Annotated in this window: 16 protein-coding genes and 1 riboswitch; of the genes, 7 read left to right on the forward strand and 9 right to left on the reverse strand. The window is 45.2% G+C overall.

The annotated features are described in order from the left end of the window. Positions 1-115: 115 nt before the first annotated feature. On the forward strand, positions 116-1,054 hold the full coding sequence (locus P8F77_RS17005) for an AEC family transporter (protein ID WP_024729276.1): 939 nt from the start codon (positions 116-118) through the stop codon (positions 1,052-1,054). Between the two features lie 53 nt (positions 1,055-1,107). Further along, positions 1,108-1,725 (forward strand): class I SAM-dependent methyltransferase, encoded by a 618-nt coding sequence (locus tag P8F77_RS17010; RefSeq protein WP_024729275.1) that lies wholly within the window; start codon positions 1,108-1,110, stop codon positions 1,723-1,725. An 864-nt stretch (positions 1,726-2,589) separates the two neighbouring features. Here the strand turns inward: P8F77_RS17010 and spoIIR are convergent. Next, positions 2,590-3,192: a stage II sporulation protein R gene (spoIIR, locus tag P8F77_RS17015; RefSeq protein ID WP_024729274.1), complete on the reverse strand. Its 603-nt coding sequence runs from the start codon at positions 3,190-3,192 to the stop codon at positions 2,590-2,592. Between the two features lie 167 nt (positions 3,193-3,359). Continuing rightward, a riboswitch (ZMP/ZTP riboswitch) is annotated at positions 3,360-3,444 on the forward strand. A gap of 258 nt (positions 3,445-3,702) precedes the next feature. On the opposite strand from spoIIR, the gene pflA reads away from it, so the two are divergent. Then, positions 3,703-4,428, forward strand: coding sequence for a pyruvate formate-lyase-activating protein (gene pflA / locus P8F77_RS17020; protein WP_024729273.1), 726 nt, complete (start codon positions 3,703-3,705; stop codon positions 4,426-4,428). After that, complete coding sequence (gene pflB / locus P8F77_RS17025; RefSeq protein WP_024729272.1) at positions 4,422-6,653, forward strand: formate C-acetyltransferase; 2,232 nt, start codon at positions 4,422-4,424, stop codon at positions 6,651-6,653. The genes pflA and pflB overlap by 7 nt, the downstream gene beginning before the upstream one ends. A gap of 95 nt (positions 6,654-6,748) precedes the next feature. Here pflB and P8F77_RS17030 read toward each other — a convergent pair whose 3' ends face one another. Beyond that, entirely contained in the window at positions 6,749-6,925 is a 177-nt protein-coding gene (locus P8F77_RS17030; RefSeq protein WP_347256207.1) for a hypothetical protein, read from the reverse strand. Between P8F77_RS17030 and P8F77_RS17035 the strand changes: the two genes are divergently transcribed. Beyond that, complete coding sequence (locus tag P8F77_RS17035; RefSeq protein WP_330625689.1) at positions 6,924-7,217, forward strand: hypothetical protein; 294 nt, start codon at positions 6,924-6,926, stop codon at positions 7,215-7,217. The two genes, P8F77_RS17030 and P8F77_RS17035, sit on opposite strands and share 2 nt — an antisense overlap. Positions 7,218-7,343: 126 nt before the next feature. Here P8F77_RS17035 and P8F77_RS17040 read toward each other — a convergent pair whose 3' ends face one another. From P8F77_RS17040 to P8F77_RS17060, 5 genes are all read right to left on the reverse strand, one after another. Then, entirely contained in the window at positions 7,344-8,114 is a 771-nt protein-coding gene (locus P8F77_RS17040) for a DeoR/GlpR family DNA-binding transcription regulator (protein WP_024729270.1), read from the reverse strand. A gap of 73 nt (positions 8,115-8,187) precedes the next feature. After that, positions 8,188-8,946: a MurR/RpiR family transcriptional regulator gene (locus P8F77_RS17045; RefSeq protein ID WP_024729269.1), complete on the reverse strand. Its 759-nt coding sequence runs from the start codon at positions 8,944-8,946 to the stop codon at positions 8,188-8,190. Then, the gene (locus P8F77_RS17050) at positions 8,924-9,709 is read right to left on the reverse strand and encodes a MurR/RpiR family transcriptional regulator (protein WP_024729268.1); all 786 of its coding nucleotides are present in this window, start codon (positions 9,707-9,709) and stop codon (positions 8,924-8,926) included. The genes P8F77_RS17045 and P8F77_RS17050 overlap by 23 nt, the downstream gene beginning before the upstream one ends. Before the next feature lie 144 nt (positions 9,710-9,853). Next, the gene (locus P8F77_RS17055) at positions 9,854-10,339 is read right to left on the reverse strand and encodes a PTS glucose transporter subunit IIA (RefSeq protein WP_024729267.1); all 486 of its coding nucleotides are present in this window, start codon (positions 10,337-10,339) and stop codon (positions 9,854-9,856) included. Between the two features lie 19 nt (positions 10,340-10,358). Beyond that, positions 10,359-11,693 carry a 6-phospho-alpha-glucosidase gene (locus P8F77_RS17060; protein ID WP_024729266.1) on the reverse strand — a complete coding sequence of 445 codons (1,335 nt, stop codon included), beginning with the start codon at positions 11,691-11,693 and terminating at the stop codon, positions 10,359-10,361. A gap of 640 nt (positions 11,694-12,333) precedes the next feature. Between P8F77_RS17060 and P8F77_RS17065 the strand changes: the two genes are divergently transcribed. After that, on the forward strand, positions 12,334-12,573 hold the full coding sequence (locus P8F77_RS17065) for a hypothetical protein (RefSeq protein ID WP_024729263.1): 240 nt from the start codon (positions 12,334-12,336) through the stop codon (positions 12,571-12,573). Between the two features lie 128 nt (positions 12,574-12,701). Here the strand turns inward: P8F77_RS17065 and P8F77_RS17070 are convergent, their stop codons facing one another. Together P8F77_RS17070 and P8F77_RS17075 are read right to left on the reverse strand one after the other, a co-directional pair. Beyond that, the gene (locus P8F77_RS17070; RefSeq protein WP_024729262.1) at positions 12,702-13,184 is read right to left on the reverse strand and encodes a hypothetical protein; all 483 of its coding nucleotides are present in this window, start codon (positions 13,182-13,184) and stop codon (positions 12,702-12,704) included. A 29-nt stretch (positions 13,185-13,213) separates the two neighbouring features. Continuing rightward, on the reverse strand, positions 13,214-14,770 hold the full coding sequence (locus tag P8F77_RS17075; protein ID WP_024729261.1) for an alpha-glucoside-specific PTS transporter subunit IIBC: 1,557 nt from the start codon (positions 14,768-14,770) through the stop codon (positions 13,214-13,216). Between the two features lie 335 nt (positions 14,771-15,105). On the opposite strand from P8F77_RS17075, the gene P8F77_RS17080 reads away from it, so the two are divergent. Continuing rightward, positions 15,106-17,397, forward strand: coding sequence for a ribonucleoside-diphosphate reductase subunit alpha (locus tag P8F77_RS17080; RefSeq protein WP_024729260.1), 2,292 nt, complete (start codon positions 15,106-15,108; stop codon positions 17,395-17,397). The last annotated feature ends 9 nt before the right edge of the window (positions 17,398-17,406 follow it).

The following is a 17,406-nucleotide window of genomic DNA, read 5'->3' on the forward strand; positions in this document are numbered from 1 at the left end:
CTCTAAGGAATACCATCCAAGGGTACTATATCACCTCAATTTGCATTTAGCAAGAAAAATTGGCATGTTTGAATTGTTCTTTTTTATTTGCTATAATCTCACCCGGAGGATACTTATGAATGATTTTATTTTCAGCTTAAATTCGACTGTCCCTATCTTTTTTATGATCTTTCTCGGATGGTTTCTGAAGGAAAAGGGATGGTTTAACGAAAACTTTGTAAACACGGCCAATAAATTTGTCTTTAATGCGGCCCTCCCGGCCCTTTTATTCCGGGATATTTCCGGTGCACCGCTGAAACAGGCCTTTGATCTTAAATACTTTTTTTTCTGCATGATCGTCACCACTCTGATGTTTTCCGGCATCTGGATCTTTGCAGAAATTTTCTTAAAGGACAAGTCCATGACCGGGGCGTTTGTCCAGGCCTCTTTCCGGGGCAGTGCCGCCATCCTGGGAATCGCCTTCATCGAGAATATTTACGGGCATTCTACTATGGGACCGCTGATGATCGTTGCCAGTGTACCTCTTTATAATATCTTTTCTGTCATCGTTTTGACAGTCAGGGGATCGGGTTCCGGCACAGGCAGCATGAAATCCGCGCTGATTAATATCGCAAAAAACCCTATCATTCTGGGAATTCTTGCCGGACTTCCGTTTTCCTATCTGTCCGTGGATTTTCCGCCGATCATCGATAAATGCTTAAACGAACTTTCTGTCACCGCAACTCCGGTGGCACTGCTCTGTGTCGGCGCAGGTTTTGAGGGCGCAAAGGCTTTGAAAAAAATCCGGCCTACGATGGCTGCCGCAGTCATCAAGCTTTTTATACTGCCTCTCATCTTTCTTCCGTTTGCTGTTTTTTTCGGTTTCCGGAATGAAGGGCTGATCGCAATTCTGATCATGCTCGGCTCACCGACTACCGTGAGCTGCTATGTAATGGCGAAGGCCATGGACAACGACCATGTACTGACTTCCAGTATTGTGGTGGCTGCAACCGTACTTTCTTCTGTCAGCCTCACATTTTGGGTTTATCTGTTGCGGATGTTTTCGTTTATCTGATATAATCATTGTAAAGAATAATAGAGTAAGATGAAGAAAGAGGGGACGTACCTATGAAAAATGTAAAAGAACGTTCTGCAAAAATTTACGATAAAAAGGCTGAAAATTATGAAAAGACCATCAGCGGTAAGATGGCGGCTTCTCTGGAACAGGAGATGATCAAAAAGATATGTGTCCGCGACAATGATAAAATTCTGGATGTGGGATGCGGGACCGGAGCGTTGCTCGCCGGACTCACACGCTGGAGAAACGCTGAAGGATATGGAGTCGACATCTCCGGAGAGATGATCCGCAGGGCCAGTGAAGATTATCCCGACCTGCATTTCCAGGTAGGCAGCAGCGATGACCTGGATTTTGAGGACAATACATTTCGCATCATAACTGTGTGCAGCGCATTCCATCACTTCCCCGACCAGGCGGAGTTCATTCAGAAAGCGGCCGATCTCCTGACTCCTGGCGGAAGGCTTTACATCGGTGTCGTTGCATTCCCGGAGGTAATAAGAATCACCGGCAACGTGGCGGACAGGCTTCTTCCTTCCTGTAAGGTGAAACGGCCGTCCACTCATGAAATTCTTGGCATGTTCAAGGCAGCGGGACTCACAAAGTTTCGTGTACATAAGCTGAAAAAACTGCTGTTGATCTCTGCAAAGAAACCTTTGCCTGAGGATTAAGCAGTCCAAACATACATACCGCAAGACACGCTTTAGCGGCGTGTCTTTTTCATCAGCTGAATCGTCCATGATTTTCTGTCTACATGAGCATTGCCTGGAAGATCAGGATCATAGTGATGCCAAGTGAAATCAGCAGGACTGAACGGTAAAAATCCTTCATTTCTTTTAGTTTATCTTTTTTTATTTTTTTCTTCATTTGTAGATTCTCCTTACATCCGTATTTAATAATTAGACGTTTTGGGCAGCATAAAAGTTGTGCCTGTTTCATCATTTGTTTTTATGGTTCCCAGATAGTGCACTCTTTATGTTTTTTGCTTTCTCACAGAGAAAGGACAAAGTGGGCAAGCCCACACCTCATCTCCCCAGCCCCTCACTCTTTGAGGGGCTTGACAACTTTGCGTGCCAGATGCAATTTGCCGCAGGCAAATAATTTCCTTACGCATCTGTGCACAACCCGCGGAGCGTTTTTATTTCATAGGGAAGGTCATAGAACTTTCCTATGAAATGAAATAAAAGAGGAAAGTTTACAGAATACACCTGTAAAATTCCCTCTTTGTATTTTGATATGTAATCGTCTGCAGTTACCGGAGGAGCAGCAGGAAGGCCAAAAGCATCAGAATCCCTGCTGTTATGAGCAGCAGAGACCTATAAAAATAATTGATCTACCATACCGTATGCCTCTTTGAAATCTTTTTCATCCATACCATCTCCTTCACTTTCTGCCCCTCTCAGCCGTGTTGGAAATAAAATGTATTGTTATAAATTTTTAAAACCTTTGTAACTTTATTATACCTATTTTTACAACAAATATCAACGAAAAAAGTAGTTAACTTTTTATATGTTTATTTAGTAAATATTACCTCTCTACTCCAGCCATTTCAAAAACCAGGGCAGCTTCTCTTTCTTCCTTTCCAGCTTTTTCACTCCTTTTTTTCCTACCTGCTGCTCCAGTTTTTTTCTGGTATTTTCGTCTTTTGCCGCTTCACTCTCTTTGGTAATGCAAAGGTCCGGAAACATGACACACCACCAATTATGTCCACTGGCATTTCCGAGATCAATTCTCAGTGCATCGTAGGTTCCCTCGGGAAATACGTAGCTGCCATAGTCTTTTTCGGGAAACTTCTCTCTGGTCAGATAGACTTTGACCGGAAGATCCCTTCCCCTCTTTTGCAGCGTGGCCTTTGCCACTTTGGCAATATCCTTTTTCCGGCTGTCAAGGATTCTCTTTGCATCTTCTTTTGTTTTGGCCTGCTCCATACAGGGCTTCAGATATGCCACTACCTGATCCCTGACCAGGAGTTTCTCTGCCTGGTCTTTCCTGCTGTTACTATTTGCCCGTATATGGAACCGCACGACTCCCTGTTTTATTTTCTGATCCGCTTTGTCGTCTTCCTCTTTTGCCCAGACCACAGAGAAGATCACTGCGGCGGCAAGGAAAAACATCCAAATGTTTGATTTCTTCTTCATACTATGAACATGCCCGGATTTTCTGAATTTTAAACATGAAAACTTTTATCAGATACCCGGTAGACAGGCAGAAGCATCCAGGTTATGATGGAGCCGGCTAAAAATTTTACATTAAATATTTCGATTCCGGGGTTGACATTCCGGTGCCAGGTATAGTATTTTAAAGACATAAGTCATATGACTGACGGACAAGTGGAGTTTACCACAGGAAGTATGACAATGAATTTTTAGCCGACCGTCTGGGCACTCTGCCTGGACGTGCGGCTTTTTTTATTTCACAGGAAAGTTCTACGACCTTCCCCATGAAATAAAAACGCTCCGCGGGTTGTGCACAGATGCGTAAGGAAATTATTTGCTTTTGGCAAATCGCATCTGGCACGCAAAGTTGTCAAGCCCCTCAAAGAGTGGGGTGTTGGGAAGATGAGGTGTGGGCTTGCCTACTTTGTCCTTCCATAAACCGCTTATACTCGTATCCCAGGCAGCCAATCAACATTTTTACAGGAGGTTCCTATGATTGTTGGACACATCCATTCCATGGAATCCATGGGATTAGTGGACGGCCCGGGCATCCGCAGCGTAGTCTTTTTCCAGGGCTGTGCCCTTCGGTGTAAGTTCTGCCATAACCCCGACACCTGGGAGTTTCAGGGCGGTGAAGAGATAACTCCGGAGGCACTGGTGAAAAAGATTTCCCGCTTTAAGCCGTACTTTAAACAGAACGGCGGAGTGACCTTTTCGGGCGGAGAGCCGCTGATGCAGCCGGAGTTTTTGCTTAAGACCCTGAAACTCTGCAGACAGGAAGGTATCCATACGTGCATTGACACCGCAGGCTTCGGACAGGGAGATTATGATGAGATCCTCTCTTACACGAATCTGGTACTTTTAGACCTCAAAGAAATAACCGAACTGGCTTACGAGTCTATGACAGGAAGACCGATGGAGCGGTTCAACGAATTTCTAAAGGCATTGGAACAAAACAGCACGAAACTATGGATTCGCCATGTCGTAGTTCCGGGACTTACAGACAGCGAAGAGCACATGCAGGAATTAAAGGAATACATAGACCGCATACCAAACGTAGAAAAGGTAGAGCTTCTTCCCTATCATCTGCTCGGTGCCAACAAATATGAGGTAATGAATCTTTCTTACCCACTCAAAGGAGTTCCGGCAATGGACAAGGAACGTACCAAACAACTTCAAAAAACCTATTTTGATCAATACGGAGGAAAACAATGTTAAAAGAATGGAATGGCTTTAAAGATGGAAAATGGACAAAGGAAACCAACGTAAGGGACTTTATACAGAAAAATTATACGTTATATGAGGGCGATGACTCTTTCCTGGCAGGTGTTTCAGAAAAAACGGAAAAAGTGTGGAACAAATGCGAAGAACTGCTTTCCGAAGAAACAAAAAAAGGCGGAGTTTTAGATGTAGAAACTGACATCATCTCCGGCATCACAAACTTCGCTCCCGGATATATCGACAAAGAAAATGAAGTCATCGTCGGTCTTCAGACAGATGCTCCGTTAAAACGTATCGTAAACTTATACGGCGGAAAGAGAATGGCCCATTCTTCTCTGGAGCAGTACGGATACAAGCTGAATCCGGAAATTGACCGTCACTTCAATGAATACCGCAAGACACACAACGAAGGTGTCTTTGACGCTTATCCGCAGCGCACAAGACTTGCAAGGACTGCCGGTCTTTTGACAGGGCTTCCGGATGCATACGGACGAGGACGTGTAATCGGAGACTACCGCCGTGCCGCCCTCTATGGAATTGATTATCTCGTTGAAGAAAAGAAACGTGATCTGGATGCCTTAGACGGACCGATGAGCGAAGACCGCATCCGTGCAAGAGAGGAAGTATCCGAGCAGATCCGTGCTTTAGGAGCGATCAAAGAAATGGCTGCTTCCTACGGAGTGGATATCTCTAAACCCGCATCCAACGCCAAAGAGGCTGTTCAGGCCGTATATATGGCTTATCTTGCCGGTGTAAAAGAAAACAACGGTGCGGCTACATCCCTCGGACGTACTTCCACTTTCCTTGATATTTATATTCAGCGCGACCTGGAAAACGGCGTTCTGACGGAGAAAGACGCCCAGGAACTGATCGACCAGTTTATCATCAAGCTTCGTCTTGTAAGACATTTAAGGACACCGGAGTACGATGAATTATTCGGAGGAGACCCTACCTGGATCACAGAGTCCATCGGCGGCATCGGAATCAACAGCAAACCGCTTGTAACAAAGACTTCTTTCCGTTATCTCCATACTCTTTATAATTTGGGAACAGCTCCGGAGCCGAACCTGACTGTCCTCTGGTCTGAAAAGCTTCCGGCGAACTTCAAAAAGTTCTGCTCCAAAGTTTCCATTGACACAGACTCTATCCAGTATGAAAATGACGATGTCATGAGACCGATTTACGGAGATGATTATGCTATCGCCTGCTGTGTGTCTGCTATGAAAGTCGGAAAACAGACCCAGCTGTTCGGAGCGCGCTGCAACCTTGCCAAGTCCCTGCTGTATGCAATCAACGGCGGCATCGATGAGAAAAAGGGGATTGAAGTCATTCCGGGCATCGAGCCGATCACCGATGAAGTATTGGACTACGAAAAAGTTTGGGCAAACTACAAAAAGGTTCTTTCTTATGTGGCCGAATTATACGTTGACACAGTAAATATCATCCATTATATGCATGACAAATATGCCTACGAGGCGAGCCAGTTCGCACTGCACGATACCAATATGGAGCGTATCGCAGCATACGGCGTGGCAGGTCTTTCCATCGCGGCAGACTCCTTATCAGCGATCAAATATGCCGCTGTAAAACCGGTCCGCAATGAAAACGGTGTGGCTGTAGATTTTGAGACTGAAGGAGACTTCCCGAAATACGGCAATGACGATGACCGGGCAGACGACTTGGCCGTCAACACTGTCACTTTATTCTCTGAGGAATTAAAGAAACACCCGATCTATAGAAATGCCATCCATACATTATCTGCGCTTACCATCACATCCAATGTTATGTATGGAAAGAAAACGGGCTCCACACCAGACGGAAGAAAATTAGGAGAGCCTCTTGCTCCTGGTGCAAACCCAATGCACGGACGGGACAACAGCGGCGCTCTGGCTTCTCTAAATTCCGTAGCCAAGATCCCTTACCGCGACGTATGCCAGGATGGTGTTTCCAACACCTTCTCCATTGTACCGGAGGCCTTAGGAAAAGATCAGGGCCAGAGAGAAGAAAATCTTGCAAATATCCTGGACGGTTACTTTGTACAGGGCGCTCATCACCTGAATGTCAACGTATTCAACCGCGAGACATTGATTGACGCAATGGAACATCCGGACAAGTATCCGACACTGACGATCCGTGTTTCCGGATATGCGGTAAACTTTAATAAGCTTTCCAGAGAACAGCAGGAAGAGGTTGTGAGACGAACATTCCACGAAGGGATGTAGGACATTTTGCAGAGTATGGCGGCACCTGCCCGCTTTAAGATTTCATCGGTAGACAGATCCGAATCAAGAATCATCTGCGGCTGCATGAGCAGTTCTTATTTGGATACCCGTTTTCCCGAAAAATCCCATGCTATAAGGCTGCGGACAATGTTTTGTCCGCGGCCTTTTGTTGTTTTATAATACACCGTCTCTAAGATACGGCAGAAGGCAGATACAGTAATGTATTTTGTCTTCTGTCTTTTTATATGATAGGAAAGGATCACGATCATCATGAGCTTATTAGATATTAAAGATTTATCACATTCATTCGGCGAAAAACAGCTTTTTAAAGAAGCAGAATTCCAGCTTAACAAAGGGGAACATAACATAACGATCTCAGATTTTTTAAAATCTGCTTTCCAGTCTCTTTATATAAAAGAGGAGCAAATGAACCTGCTGTATTCAAAAGCAGCGGCCAAAGAAGCATTGAAAGACGCATTGAAAAAATTCACGGGCACCGTACTTCTTGTATCTCATGAAGAGAATTTTTACCGCGGCTGGGTGGACAGGGTGGTACAAATTTAAAAAAGCTTTTAAAATCAGCGAATCAATACAACAGGCAAAGTATCTGTCCATATTTTACAGATACTTTGCCTATGATCTTATTTATCCATACATTTCAAAAATCGAGCGGAGATCATACAGGAACTGTCATGCTATGATCTCTGTTCCATATTCTCTCAGCACTTCTCTTATCTCTTCCTGAGGCTCCTTCTCACAGATCACCCCATCTACCTGTGTGAAATCTGTGAAGACATAATTTGCCTGGAAATCAAACTTTTTTGTCTCCATCACCAGATATCTTCTGCGGCTTTTATCAATGGCCTTCCGCTTCATAGCTCCGTCCTCCGGAACATAGGTAGTGACTTCATTTCCTTTTATATCCGCCCCGACAACACCCATAAAGCAGAGATCAAATCTGAAGTTCTCCATCATAGAAAGGGTCAGCGAACCCAGGAACCCAATCTGAGAACGGTTGAACTCTCCTCCTAAAAGTATAAATCCAGTGTTTACATCTGCTGCGAACAGATTTGCGATATCCAGCATACAGCTTACGACCGTCACTTTCCGTTTAGAACGGATGATTTCCCGCGCAACCTCCAGGTTCGTTGTGGATGTGTCCAAAAAAACCACATCCCCGTCGCTGATCAGCTTTACCGCTTTTTTTGCAATCCTCTGTTTTTCTTTCAGGTTCGTTTCCTTCCTTGAAGAAACCGCATTGCTGTGCCCCGGGTGCATGCCTTCCGTCAGAACGGCGCCTCCATAGGCACGCTTTAAAAGGCCGCGGCCTTCCATACTGGCCAGATCTTTCCGGATACAGTCTTCTGTAACCTCAAACATCCGGCTCAGCTCTTTTACTTTTACTTTCTGATTTTCATGCAAAAGTTCAAGAATCTTTTGCTGTCTTTCTTCTACAAACATGATCTGTCACCACCTGATTTTTCTTTTTATTTTAACAGAAAAGAGAAAGACCGTCTATTGTACCTTTTAGAATTCACTCTTCACTTCTTCCATACTCCAATCCCTTTAAAAGTAAAAACTCATTGACCACAAAAAACTGAGCCGTCATATATACATCGGAATTACACCTTCCCTTCAGCACCGGATGAGCATAGAACTGAAGGCTGATATCACTGAGCCTCGACAGCTCATTATTCCCCACTTTTGTCACAGAGATGATTTTGACACCCTTTGCTTTCAGCCTGCCTGTCAGCTCATTGACAAAGGCATTTTCACCGGAAAGAGAAAACAGAAAAAATACATCTCCCTCTTTTACGATTTCCAGCACCATCTTTATTTCATCTCGTCCTTCAATCAAATTACATAAATAGTCCAGGAAAAGCAGGTTCTTCTTTAACTCTCTTGCAGCATTTTTCTGGACCGCTCCTGTTCCGTATACATATATGCTTCCGGCCTTGGAAAGCATCTCTGAGACATCAGAACAGTCCCTGTCCTTCATCATATCCAGAGTCTTTATGTAGTCCTGGTAGACCCGCTCGATCTCCCTCACATCGAAGGATTCCTCCTCCCGGCTGTCCCATTTCAAAAAAATCTTCAGTTCCCCGTAGCCTTCCATCCCCAGTTTATGAGTAAATCTTGAGACTGTTGTGTGGGACACATGGCACTGTTTTGCCAGCTCCTGGATCGACATGGTCTGACACTCCTTCTTATGCCGCAGAATATAGTTCCAGACACTCAAATCATTTTCATTCAGTTTATCATAATTTTCTTCAATCAGGGTTTCCAGCCTCATCCGCTATCTCCTCTTTTTTTGTCTTATATTCCATGTACTTTAAAAATAAAATCTCAATCAAAATGAAATATGATGTGAGAGAATCATACTCTATGTGACTGAACGGCTGGGAAAACACCGTCTCAGTAACGTAGAGAGCATAGTCCGCCATATGTGCCAGCGTATTTTCCCGAAGCTTCGTGATGGACAGCACAGAGACGCCCCGGATCTTTAGATTTTTAGTAAAGTTATTGATAAATTCATTCTCTCCTGAAACAGATATGATGATAAACAAGTCATCCTCCGTGACAATGCTGAGAAGCCTTTCCGCTTCCTCATATCCGCTCAGATCATAGATCAGCCTCCCGCTCATCATGAAGGTCCGCTTTAACTCTTTTTTAATGGAAGACTGGATCATGCCGATCCCATACACGTAGATATTCTTTGCCTGATCAAACTTCCTAAAGATATCTGTACAGTCCTTTTCTTTCATGCTGTCGATCACCCGGCGGTAAGACTCACAGACCATGTCCACATGCCCGATGTTTTCCTTTGCCTCCTGATTATCAAGCTTTAAAAAGACCTTTAGTTCACCATAACCTTTTAAGGACAGTTTCTGGGCAAACCGCAGAACGGTTGTCCTCGACACACTGCACTTAAAAGCCAGCTGGTCTATGGTAAGCTTTTCACACTCTTTCCTGTGTGAAAATATGTAATTCCATATGTATAAATCATTTTCATTGAGCTGTCCGTAATGCTTGTTCACCAGTTCATCTAATTTCATAAAGACATCTACCTCATAAATGCTTCCGCCGCCTTCTGGTTCCTGAATCTTACCCTAATTTTACTCTATTTCCCACATTTTGTCCATTGATGCAAGAAGGCAGATATCCTCATGATACCTGCCTTGCAATAATGGAGAAATTTCCTACTCGTATTCCACCAGAGGACTTGTTCCCGCCTCCACTGTCTGTCGTGTATAAAATTTAGTCAGTTTATGTCCGTTTGGTTCTATGAAAACCAGCATGGAGACGTCCGGAATTTTTTCTTCCCTGAGCATCTGACGGTCCACCTTTACAAGGGGATCACCGACTTTTACCTTCTGTCCTGGCTCCACATAAGTTTCAAAGCCCTTTCCATCAAGTTTTACCGTGTCCAGTCCGATATGAATGAGCACCTGAACACCGTCACCGTTCTCAAGACCGATGGCATGCTTTGTATCCGTCACCGTAGTCACTGTACCGGTGCAGGGAGCCGAAAACACATCCTCCTCCGGCCAGACAGCAATCCCGTCACCCAGAACCCTTCCTGCAAACATTTCATCATCTACCTCAGAAAGATCAATACTCTTTCCTGTTACCATGGAATAAAATATCTTCTCTTTTTTACTTTTTCCCTTTAAAAATCCGAACATCCCATACCTCCCATTTGACTTATTTCAGTTCCGGCCAGAAGTCTTTGTTTGCTTCGATCAGGTCATCCAAAATCAGTTTTGCAATCCTTGCACTCGGAACTGTCTTTGAAAGAGTCAGCGCCTGCCACAGTTTCTGATAGCTTCCCTCGATCCACGCTTCCACTGTCAGTTTTTCTACACTTACCTGCTGTTCCATCAATCCTTTCTGGAACTGAGGAATTGCTCCCTGGCAGATCTTTTCATATCCGTTGCAGCCTACGATACAGGGAATCTCAACCATGGCTGTGCGGTCAAAGTTTTCCACTGCCCCTTCATTCGGAACGATCAGGAGGAATCTTTCCTGTGTATTCTCAGCGATGGCACAGGCGAGGTCAACGATATAAGTTGCATGTGCATCCGCCTCAAACGCACATCCTTTGCTTGTGCCGTTTTCTACAATCCGCCTGCACTCTCCGAACACAAATTTCTCCCGTCCGTCCATGACTTCATTGGCCCTTGTGTACTCCGGATCAGAGGTTTCTACCACATAATCAGGGAACAGATAATATTTTAAGTAGGTATTCGGGATCGTCTCCGGATCTACTGCGTAGACATCTCTTGCCTTTTGGAAGGTATGTACCCAGCTTTCATCCACATGCTGGTTTGTATCGGACAATGCGTCCGCAAAACCGTTTGCTTTCATATGCTCTTTAATCTGCGGCATCAGATCATTTCCGTTATTGTCATAAATCTTATGCCACCATCCGAAGTGGTTCAGCCCATAATATCCGACCTGCATCTCTTTTCTGGAAGACAGCCCGCACATATCTGCCATTTTCTCTTCCAGGTCGATCGGCATGTCGCAGATGTTCAGGATCTTGGAATCAGGACGCAGCCTCCTGGTAGCCTCCGCAACGATGGCTGCCGGATTTGAGTAGTTCAGCATCCAGGCATTCGGAGAATACTGTTCCATATAATCTAAAATCTCGATAACGCCGCCTATGGAACGCATTCCGTAAGCAATTCCTCCCGGTCCGCAGGTTTCCTGTCCGAGCACCCCGTATTTTAACGGAATTTTTTCATCCAGCTCTCTCATGGCATATTTCCCTACCCGGATATGTGCCAGTACGAAATCAATGTCTGTAAATGCAGTCTCCGGGTCCGTCGTATATCCAAATTCAATTTCCGGTGCATGCTCTTTCAGGTAAATCCGGCATGCCTGTGCCACTACTTCCTGTCTCTCGGCGTCATTGTCGTAAAACATGATTTTTCTGATTGGAAAACGGTCCATGTGCTCTAAGAGCATCAGAGCGATACCCGGTGTAAATGTGCTGCCTCCTCCTGCCACTGTAACTGCATATTTCTTCTTTGTCATAATCAACATCCTCCTAGCATTTGCTTTGTTGTTTTCTTCACTGACCAAATAGTACACCCCAAAAGCATCCGGTGACAATAGATTTGCCGGGTTTAGGGAGCGGTCATTGGTTCCGTGACACAGAACAAAAGCTGTGAATTTTCACATTTCCCGGATTTTGGCCCGAATTTTCCATATACCTGTTCCTATGTAGAGTTTGACCGCTGTATCGGCGGTCAGATCCCCTGGCACTGCATAAGGAGGCCGGATTATTTTATATCCAAAAAGAAACTCTGGAATATTACACTCCGGGCGGAAAAATGAGCTTTCCTGCCGGTTCCGGCGGTCTGGTCAATTCCAATGTCCTGTACGCCACAAAATCTCTGGACTCAAAAAAAATAAAATCCATAATGCAGTACGTTCAGGAGCATTATTCTGAAAAACTGACGGTCTCTCAGATCGCACACGCATTCGGGAAACCATGGGATGTTCACCAAAAGAATACCGACGCAAATGGCAGGATAGTGATATAAAGCAGCAGTAATCTTATATTTTTATCTGTATTTTTTCGTTATAATGATATTACAGATAAGCAGAACAGAAACAGGGCCCCGATTCTTTCTCTCCTAAAAACTGTAATCTATGAAAGGAGGGCAGATCAATGATAAAACTTTATATTTTTAACCTGGATGAATTTCTGTGCCTTGCAGACCATTGCAGCGGGCCGGTGATTCTTTGGACTGACGGCGGTAAGCCTCTGGATATATGGAACAGCCGCATGATCCAGAAAGGTTTATATCAGGAATACAGAAAAAACGGCGGCCCTCTGTGCCTCCGTCTGACGATTCCGGATGTAAAAGACTATTTTCGCCTGGTGAACTTCTCTATCGGAGATATGTAAACAGATATTTCATTCAATGAGTTTTTTACCACTATTTCCGTCGCGCTTTAAAATGCGCTCCTACAATAGTGGTAAAAAACTATTGTTAGATGGATACTTATCCGGTAGAAATTACGTCCATTTTCTGCTTAATGCAGCGCAATTCTTATGGTTGCAAACAGGCAGACAGAGCACAGCGCGATCACGACAAGGCTCCCTGAAATAACACTCAGAAACTGATTCCTCCAAACTTTTTTAAAGCTCTCCCTGACGGTCAGTCCGCTCTCCCGGGTTGTCTTATACAGTATAAACCCAAGGAGCAGGATATACCAGATGTTCTGAAGCATGATTTCTGCCGCAATGAGCAGGGTGAGATTGACAACTGCATAGGCAGCATCCATGTGTAATTTCTTCTGCATAAACGTCATGAGGTATGCGATAAACGGATTGATCATAGACACCAGAAACATCACCGCAAGCTTAGGGTCCTCCCCGATCGCGGCTGAGACTGAGCCTCCCACTCTGGCCGCTCCCATGGAAAGGTACGCAAGGCACACGAACGGTGTCAGGCAAAGGAGGACCCTGGCGATATTGTAATACCTGTCTAATCTGCTGCTTTTTACATTCATCATCTTTATCCCTGCTTTCTTAATTCAACCTACTACAGTAAACTCTCAAAATCGTCCCGGACGCCCGCTACTTTCAGGCCGATAATAACCTGGAATGACTTTCCATTCACTGAGCAGCCATGGGCTCCTATGGATTTAAAATAAGGGTCGTCCTTACAAAGCTTTTCATCTTTTACATTGACCCTGAGCCTGGTTGCACAGTTTGTCACATCTTCTATGTTATCCTTTCCTCCCAGGCCTTCAAGGATCAGCTGCGCAAACTCTATTTTCTGGTCCTGCTTAGAACCTTTCTTCTCCCTGAACTCTTTCTTGGAACCAAATTTAATCTCATCATCATCTTCCCGACCCGGTGTCTTGAAATCAAATTTCTGAATCAGAAATTTAAATACCACAAAATAAATTCCGGTAAATACAAGGCCGATGACCAGCAGGAGCAGATACTGTTTCCAGTGATTTCCCATCAGAGGAATCCAGTTTAAAGAAGCCATTTCGATCGCTCCGCCGGAGTGGATTCCTACGATTCCTGCCAGATACATGGTAGTGGATAAGGTGGCCGCCAGCAGTGCGTGGACTACAAAGAGTACAGGCGCCACGAACAGGAAGGTAAACTCGATCGGCTCTGTCACGCCGCAGAAAATCGCGGTCAGTGTGATCGGAATTAGCAGACCCAGGATCTTCTTTTTCTTCTCTTTCTTCGCAGTTGAGTAAAAAGCCAGTGCGATCCCCGGACATCCGAAGATTTTTGAGAACCCAGTGGATGTGAATCCGGCCATAGGAACCAACGATTTTAAAGATGCACCGGACGCTGCGATCTCAGGCAGCTTGGTTGCCCAGTAGGCATAAAGTCCTCCGGGTACCACCACATTGTCGTAATAAAACGGTGAATATAAGATATGGTGCAGGCCAAAAGGAATCAGGGCTCTCTCTAAAAAGACGAAGACCCATATTCCGAGAGCTCCCGCTCCTTTGACAAATCCCTGGAATGCAAACATACCAATCTGGATTTTGGGCCATAATAATGCTGCGAGGACTGCCACCGGAATCATCACGAAAAATCCGACCATGAATACGAAGGTGGAGCCGCTGAACGTACCCAGCCATTCCGGAAGTTCCGTGTCAAAGAAACGGTTATGTAAGTAAATGACGATTCCCGCGATAGCGAGTGCGCCCATCATACCCATATCCAGGGTTTTTATATTTGCGATCATTGTGAGACCGCTTGTGCCGCCGACTTCCTGTGCGAAGTCAACCCCGAAGACTCCTCCCCACTGGGAAAGGATCGTGCTCAGGAAATAGTGAAATGTGAGATATAAAACCAAAGCTTCCATACAGCACCGGGCATTCTGTTTTTTCGCCATGCCAATTGGAAGTCCGACAACAAACAGGAGAGGGAGCTGGTTAAATACGGTCCAGCCGCCCTGTAATATCACATTCCAGCATTTGTACCACATGCTGGACGGAGCAGCAAGACTGCCCATAATAGTCTCTGTGGTAAACAGGGTTCCGATCCCTATGACAATTCCCGCGAAGGCGAACAAGAGAACCGGAGTAAACATCGCCCCGCCGAATTTTTGAATTTTCTGCATCATAATTTTTCATCCTTTCTTCGTCAACTGGACTCAAAGCCCGGCGCCTGGGTATTGAGCACAACACATCAGACGGAATCTTCTGATCTTTACTGTGTTGTTATTTTCAACAAATCCATCCTAACAGACCTTGAAAATGTAATCAATATATACAAAGGCTTTAGGGAGAGGGGCTATCAAACAATGAAGCTGCACAATTCCTGTGAAATTTCCCAGGAGGAATATATTCCCGTGTCTCTTTGCATCAGTTTTATTCTTGATATGCGTTGTCAAGATCAATATATTGTGTTAATATAATTTTTAGCATCCTACATATAGTTGAAAGGTGAACAATTCATATGAAAAACATAACAAGAGCACAGGGCTCCGAAAACGCTGTCATTGTAAGACAGACGATACTGGAAGCATTCCGGACAGAGGAATTTCCGATTGGAAACCTTCTTAAATCCATACAAAATGAGTTTCTGCAGAAAGAATATGACTTAAATATCCTGAACGAGAAGTTTCAGAGTTTTCTGAAGGAAAATATGGAGGATCATGAGAAACTCCTTCTGCTTGTAAAGGCGGCCGCCGAGCTCACTTCCCAGGAGGCTCCCAAATGGGAGAATATTGCCGCAAGGCTCAAGATCCTGGAGTTCGAATCTGTGGTTAAAAACAATTTAGAAGAATACCATATCCGGAATTTCTGTGATAAAATTATATTTTTGAGTCAGCAGAATTTATATGGAGATTATATCCTGAAACATTACTCTAAAGATGAGATCCGTTTGTTTTCATCCTGGATCCGGCCGGAGCGAAACAGCCTGTTTCACTATTCCGGCCTGGAACTTCTGCTCAGCCGGTATGTGATCCGGGACCGGCAGGGGAATCCTCTGGAGACTCCCCAGGAAATGTTCATGGGCATCGCCATGCATCTGGCGATGAAGGAAACAGAAGACAGAAATCAGTGGGTCAAACGTTTTTATGATATGTTAAGCCTCCTTCAAGTCACCATGGCCACTCCGACTCTTTCCAATGCCAGAAAACCTTACCATCAGCTCTCTTCCTGTTTCATTGACACGGTTCCGGACAGCCTGGACGGAATATACCGAAGCATTGACAGCTTTTCCAAAGTAAGCAAATTTGGAGGAGGCATGGGCCTTTACTTCGGAAAAGTGAGGGCCAGCGGAAGCTCGATCCGGGGATTTGAGGGAGCCGCGGGAGGCGTGATCCGCTGGATACGGCTTGCAAATGATACGGCTGTGGCCGTAGACCAGCTTGGAATGCGGCAGGGTGCCGTGGCCGTTTACCTGGACGTCTGGCACAAAGACCTTCCCGAATTTCTGAGTCTCCGGACAAACAACGGAGATGAACGAATGAAAGCCCACGACGTGTTCCCTGCAGTCTGCTATCCCGACTATTTCTGGGAACAGGCAAGAGATAATATTGAAGGCAGCTGGTACCTGATGTGCCCCCACGACATACTCACAGTCAAAGGTTATGCACTGGAAGACTGCTATGGAACGGAGTGGACAGAAAAATATCTGGACTGTGTCCGGGATGACAGAATCAGTAAGCGTGTGATCCCCATCAAAGATATCGTGAGGATGATTATCAAAAGTGCAGCAGAGACCGGAACGCCATTTACATTCAACCGGGATCATGTCAACCGTGCAAATCCCAACCCACACAAGGGTATCATCTACTGCAGCAACCTCTGTACCGAGATCGCCCAGAATATGAGCGCCTCCGTACAGACAGAACAGAGAATTGAAATTATCGGTGGTGAGGAAGTCGTTGTGAACGTCACAAAACCAGGAGACTTTGTAGTCTGCAATCTGGCAAGCCTCTCCCTCGGGAATCTCTGTGTCACCGATTACGAGCAGCTGTCCTATGTCACAGAAAGTGCAGTGAGGGCCCTGGACAATGTAATCGACCTGAACTTTTTTCCTGTGCCTTATGCCGAGATCAACAGCAGAAGATACCGCCCCGTAGGCCTCGGAGTCAGCGGTTATCACCACATGCTGGCAAAGCATAAAATACAATGGGAGAGCGAAGAACATTTAAAATTCGCAGAAAGAGTATTTTCCGATATCCATTATGCCGCACTGGAAGCCAGTTCAAAAATTTCCCAAGAAAAAGGATATTATCCGTATTTCCCGGGCAGTGACTGGCAGACCGGGGAATATTTCAGAAAGCGTGGTCTCACAAAAGGACGCTGGAAAGTACTTGAGGACCGGATCAAAAAACACGGGCTGCGCAACGGCTATCTGCTTGCCGCAGCACCTACAAGCAGCACCAGCATTATTGCCGGAACCACGGCAGGCCTGGATCCTGTCATGAACCGGTACTTTCTGGAAGAGAAAAAATATGGGCTGATCCCAAGAGTTGCCCCTGAACTGTCCATGGAGACGTTCTGGTATTATAAAAATGCCCACTATATTGACCAGACCTGGTCTGTGAGAGCATGCGGTGTCCGTCAGAGACACATCGACCAGGCACAGAGCATGAATCTGTATATCACCAATGAATACACGTTCCGAAAAGTCCTGGACCTCTATATCCTGGCATGGGAACAGGGAGTCAAAACAATTTATTACATGCGGTCCAAAAGCCTTGAAGTTGAAGATTGCGAAGTTTGTTCTTCTTAACTACAGAAA

It is taken from the genome of Anaerostipes sp. PC18, from assembly GCF_039789045.1.
Classification (GTDB): Bacteria; Bacillota; Clostridia; order Lachnospirales; family Lachnospiraceae; genus Anaerostipes; species Anaerostipes hominis.